Annotated in this window: 4 protein-coding genes and 2 pseudogenes; 4 read left to right on the forward strand and 2 right to left on the reverse strand. The window is 61.8% G+C overall.

What is annotated here, in order from left to right:
- Positions 1-386, forward strand: a pseudogene (locus tag EOA86_RS23495) (dolichol-phosphate mannosyltransferase); the annotation flags it as partial.
- A complete protein-coding gene (locus EOA86_RS23500) occupies positions 379-711 on the forward strand; it encodes a lipid-A-disaccharide synthase N-terminal domain-containing protein (protein WP_127212256.1) in 333 nt (110 codons plus the stop codon). The pseudogene EOA86_RS23495 and the gene EOA86_RS23500, both read left to right, overlap by 8 nt.
- 113 nt (positions 712-824) lie before the next feature.
- On the opposite strand, the gene EOA86_RS23505 is transcribed toward EOA86_RS23500, so the two are convergent.
- Together EOA86_RS23505 and EOA86_RS23510 are read right to left on the reverse strand one after the other, a co-directional pair.
- Positions 825-1,493, reverse strand: coding sequence for an FMN-binding negative transcriptional regulator (locus EOA86_RS23505; RefSeq protein ID WP_128343838.1), 669 nt, complete (start codon positions 1,491-1,493; stop codon positions 825-827).
- A 5-nt stretch (positions 1,494-1,498) separates the two neighbouring features.
- On the reverse strand, positions 1,499-2,173 hold the full coding sequence (locus tag EOA86_RS23510; protein ID WP_065008118.1) for an alpha/beta hydrolase: 675 nt from the start codon (positions 2,171-2,173) through the stop codon (positions 1,499-1,501).
- Between the two features lie 258 nt (positions 2,174-2,431).
- Here EOA86_RS23510 and EOA86_RS23515 point away from each other — a divergent pair, with 258 nt between their 5' ends.
- Positions 2,432-3,610 (forward strand): cysteine desulfurase family protein, encoded by a 1,179-nt coding sequence (locus tag EOA86_RS23515; protein ID WP_127211944.1) that lies wholly within the window; start codon positions 2,432-2,434, stop codon positions 3,608-3,610.
- 186 nt (positions 3,611-3,796) lie between these two features.
- Positions 3,797-4,555, forward strand: a pseudogene (locus EOA86_RS23520) (Fe-S cluster assembly protein SufB); the annotation flags it as partial.

The following is a 4,555-nucleotide window of genomic DNA, read 5'->3' on the forward strand; positions in this document are numbered from 1 at the left end:
GTTTCGGTGTTGCGCAAGGGCAGCGCCTGAAGCGTCGCGACAGCAAGATCAAGCAACTGGCGTCCCGTTTCGCCAACTGGCTGAGAAAGGCCGTCCTGCATGACGAGACCCGCGACACGGGCTGCGGCCTGAAGGCGATCCATACCGACATCCTTAGGAAATTACCGTTCTTCGACGGCACGCACCGCTTTGTTCCGGCCCTCGTCATCCAGGAGGGGTATCGCGTCGTGCATTGCGACGTCGTCGACCGCTCTCGCCGTCACGGCAAGTCCAATTACGGAATTTTCGATCGCGGCCTGCAAGGGGTGCTTGATCTCGCCGGTGTCTGGTGGCTGCGCCGCCGGCGCCGCAGAATGCCAAAAACAGAGGAAATCCGGCGTGCCTAACGTGCTTCAGGAACTGGCGACCTGGCTTCACGATGTCTTCGTCAAGCAGTTCGATACGTGGATTCTGCTCGGCTTTGTCGCCCAGTTCTTTTTCAGCATGCGCTTCGTCGTGCAGTGGGTCGCATCGGAAAAAGCCAAGCGCAGCGTCGTGCCGATCGCTTTCTGGTTCTTTTCGCTGTTCGGCGGCAGCCTGCTGCTGATCTACGCCATCCAGCGGCAGGATCCGGTGTTCATCGCCGGCCAGGCCCTGGGACTGTTCATCTACATCCGCAACCTGTGGCTGATCGCCAACGAGCGCAAGGCGGCGATGACGAAGGTCGATTGAGCGACCTGCCTCTCAGCGCGACGTGGCGCAAGCCGGCAAGGTCGACACCGATGCCTTCCTGGCCGCAGCAAATCCCTGGGAGTTCCGGGCTGCGACCTTGCACAAGGTCGGTGCTACCTGTCGTCCAGTCCGCCGTAGGATCGTACAAGCCGGACCATGTCGGGCGAGTTCGAGCCCTCGCTCTCGAGCCCCTCGGCGACACCGCTACGGTCGGCTATTGGCCGGTTCTGGCTGACCTTCCACTTGCCTTGCATGTCCGTGATCTCGATTTCCAGCCCGACAATGCCCTTGATCTGCGACTGGATGAAGCTGGCTGGTGCGTCGGTCACCGCCCAAGGTGCTTTGCGAGCGGCTTCCTGTGTTACCGTCAGATCGGAAATCTGTCGGGCCAGCCAATCCTGGTCCTCGATCACTCTAACTGCACCGCGCACCTGGACAATGGCGTAGTTCCAGGTCGGCACGACCTTCCCGGTCTCGCGCTTGGTCTCGTACCAGGACGGCGTCACATAGGCATCGGTGCCCTGGAAGACGACCAGCACGGGCGATGCCGGGTTGTCGGCCAGCAGGCGCCATTGCGGATTGGCTCTCGCCAGATGGGCGCGCAGACTGCCGTTCGGCGGCGCCTCTGCGTTGCGCAGGGAGGGGGCGTCGAGCAGGAACGGGATCGCGTTCGCGACCGGCCCCTCGGCTCCATTTGAAATCAGCAGGCCAAGCGGATGCGCCCGGATCAGCCCGTGCAGCACGTCTTGCCGCGTTTCCTGGAAATGCGGGGGCTGGTACATCGCTGTTATCTCAACCGTTTCGGCCGCGGGTCGGATAACTCGCCGGCCAGCCGGCGATCGAGATAGTCCGCGCATTCCTGGAGCAGGAGGTCCGCGTCGTTGGAGAAGAAATGGTTGGCCCCGGGCAAGGTCTTCTGGGTGATGGTGATGCCCTTTTGCGTGTGCAATTTGTCGACCAACCCCTGCACGTCCTTTGGCGGCGCGACCTTGTCGGCGTCGCCATGGATGATGAGGCCGGACGACGGGCAGGGGGCCAGGAACGAGAAATCATAGGTGTTGGGCTGCGGCGCGATCGAGATGAAGCCTTCGATCTCCGGCCGGCGCATCAGAAGCTGCATGCCGATCCAGGCGCCAAACGAATAGCCGGCGACCCAGCAGCTCTTGGAATCAGGATGCAGCGACTGCACCCAATCAAGTGCCGCGGCCGCATCCGACAATTCGCCGGTGCCGTGGTCGAATTCGCCCTGGCTGCGGCCGATGCCGCGGAAATTAAAGCGAAGCGTGGTGAAATCCCGCTTCTGGAACATGTAGAAGAGGTCATAGACGATCTTGTTGTTCATCGTGCCGCCGAACTGGGGGTGCGGGTGCAGGATGATGGCAATCGGCGCGCTCTTTTCCTTGGAAGGCTGGTAGCGACCCTCCAGGCGGCCGGCCGGACCGGTGAAAATGACCTCAGGCATAAAATACTCCACATGGCATATGAATGCGCGGCGCCCGGAACAACTCTTCCTCCGGCCCCCAGTCTTCCCAGGCCTTGACGCAGGGCGAGCGTCTTTCTAGAAGCTAGTTTAGAATTGTTCAAAACTGGGTGGCCAAAACATCGTGGTTCGGCCATCCGCGCCGCAAGTGGCGTAAATAGGACGGCTTGCCTTGCAATTTCAAGGAAATAACGCGCTATCCTCGCGGAATGGCTCTTGAAGGGACCGATCGAAACGAAAATGGCCGGAAGACGCGCCTATCTCGACTACAATGCCAGTGCGCCGCTGCTTGCCGCGGCGCGCACTGCAATGATTGCCGCGCTTGATGTCGCCGCCAACCCGTCATCGGTCCATGCCGAGGGTCGCGCCGCACGGCGGCTGATCGAGAATGCAAGGCGCGATGTGGCGACGCTGGTCAACGCCAGCGCCGAGCATGTCGTGTTCACCTCCGGTGCGACGGAAGCCGCCTCGACGCTGCTGACGCCGGATTGGCAGATGGGGCGCGGCACTATCCGCATGAGCCGGCTCTATGTCTGCGAAGCCGATCATCCTTGTGTGCTGAATGGCGGGCGCTTTCCGGCAGCCCAGGTGACACGCATCGGCGTCGACACCGACGGCATTGTCAAGCTGGACGCGTTGGCGGCGGCACTTGGCCGTCATGACAAGGCAGACGGCCTGCCGCTGGTGGCGATCCACGCTGCCAATAACGAGACCGGCATCATCCAGCCGGTCGAGCGCATCGCCGAAATCGTCAAGGCGGCGGGCGGCATTCTGATCATCGACGCCGTGCAGGCCGCCGGCCGCATTCCGCTCGATTTGTCAGCGGGTTACGCCGATTACCTGATTCTGTCTTCGCACAAGATCGGCGGTCCCAAGGGCGCTGGCGCCATCATCGCCGCCTCGGACCTGATGATGCCAAGACCCTTGATCGCCGGCGGTGGCCAGGAAAAGGGCCACCGTGGCGGCACCGAAAACCTAGCCGCGATCGCCGGTTTTGGCGCGGCGGCGCGGGAAGCCCTGATCGGATTGAAGAGCATCGATGCGGTCGGTCGCCGCCGCGACGAGATCGAGGCCATCGTGAAAACGCTGGTGCCGGATGCGGAAATCTTCGGAACCGGCGCGCCGAGGCTTGCCAATACGACATTCTTCGCTATTGCGGGCACCAAGGCCGAGACGGCGCAGATCGCCTTTGACCTCGCCGGCGTGGCGCTGTCGGCCGGTTCCGCCTGTTCGTCGGGCAAGGTCGGCCCGAGCCATGTCCTGAAAGCCATGGGGCACAGTGATAGCCTTGGCGCTTTGCGCGTGTCCATCGGCCACGCAACGAGTGCCGAGGATGTCGAGTTGTTCCGCAAGGCACTGTCAGGTATCGCCTCGAGGCAAGCCGGTAAGGAAGCGGCGGGCAGGGAAAAAGCTGCCTGAGTGCGGCAGAATGATGCAGGCCTTCGGGCCTGGTAGAGCCGTGCGTTCCATGGTGGCCGGGTGAATTTCCGGCAGGGACGCACTATATGGAACTTACGCCGCCTTGGTTGCCCATGGGCACTCGTTTCGCGGTGCCATAGTTTGAAAACTGTCGGGCCTTGACCCCGGCGTGGATGGAGAACGCATATGCCTGCTGTGCAGGACACGATCGATCGGGTCCGAAAGATCGACGTCGACCAGTATAAATACGGATTCCAGACCGAAATCGCGATGGACAAGGCCCCAAAGGGCCTGAGCGAAGACATTATCCGCTTCATTTCGGCGAAGAAGGACGAGCCGTCCTGGATGCTGGAATGGCGTCTGGAAGCCTATCGGCGCTGGGTGACGCTGGACGAGCCGAAGTGGGCGCGCGTCCATTATCCGAAGATCGATTTCCAGGACCTCTACTACTATGCGGCGCCCAAGAGCACGCCGGGACCGACATCGCTGAGCGACGTCGATCCTGAGCTCTTGAGGGTCTACGAAAAGCTCGGCATTCCGCTGAAGGAACAGGAAATCCTCGCCGGCGTGCAGAAGACCGACGCGTCGGAACTCGAGGAACCCAGCGACAATGTCTACAAGTCGGGCCGCGTCGCCGTCGACGCGGTGTTCGATTCGGTGTCCGTCGTCACCACCTTCAAGAAGGAGCTGGCGCAGGCCGGCGTCATTTTCTGTTCGATCTCGGAAGCGATCCGCGAGCACCCGGAACTGGTGAAGAAATATCTCGGTTCGGTCGTGCCGACCTCCGACAATTTCTACGCGACACTGAATTCGGCGGTGTTCACAGACGGCTCCTTCGTCTTCGTGCCCAAGGGCGTGCGCTGCCCGATGGAACTGTCGACCTATTTCCGCATGAACGAGAAGAATACCGGCCAGTTCGAGCGTACGCTGATCATCGCCGAGGAG

Origin of the sequence: Mesorhizobium sp. M5C.F.Ca.IN.020.32.2.1, assembly GCF_004023105.1 — a bacterium.
Lineage (GTDB): Bacteria > Pseudomonadota > Alphaproteobacteria > Rhizobiales > Rhizobiaceae > Mesorhizobium > Mesorhizobium wenxiniae.

Excerpts from the sequence above, each read along its gene's own strand:
- EOA86_RS23505 (WP_128343838.1), bottom strand. The coding sequence starts at position 1,493 with ATGTACCAGCCCCCGCATTTCCAGGAAACGCGGCAAGACGTGCTGCAC.
- EOA86_RS23510 (WP_065008118.1), bottom strand. The coding sequence starts at position 2,173 with ATGCCTGAGGTCATTTTCACCGGTCCGGCCGGCCGCCTGGAGGGTCGC.
- EOA86_RS23515 (WP_127211944.1), top strand. The coding sequence starts at position 2,432 with ATGGCCGGAAGACGCGCCTATCTCGACTACAATGCCAGTGCGCCGCTG.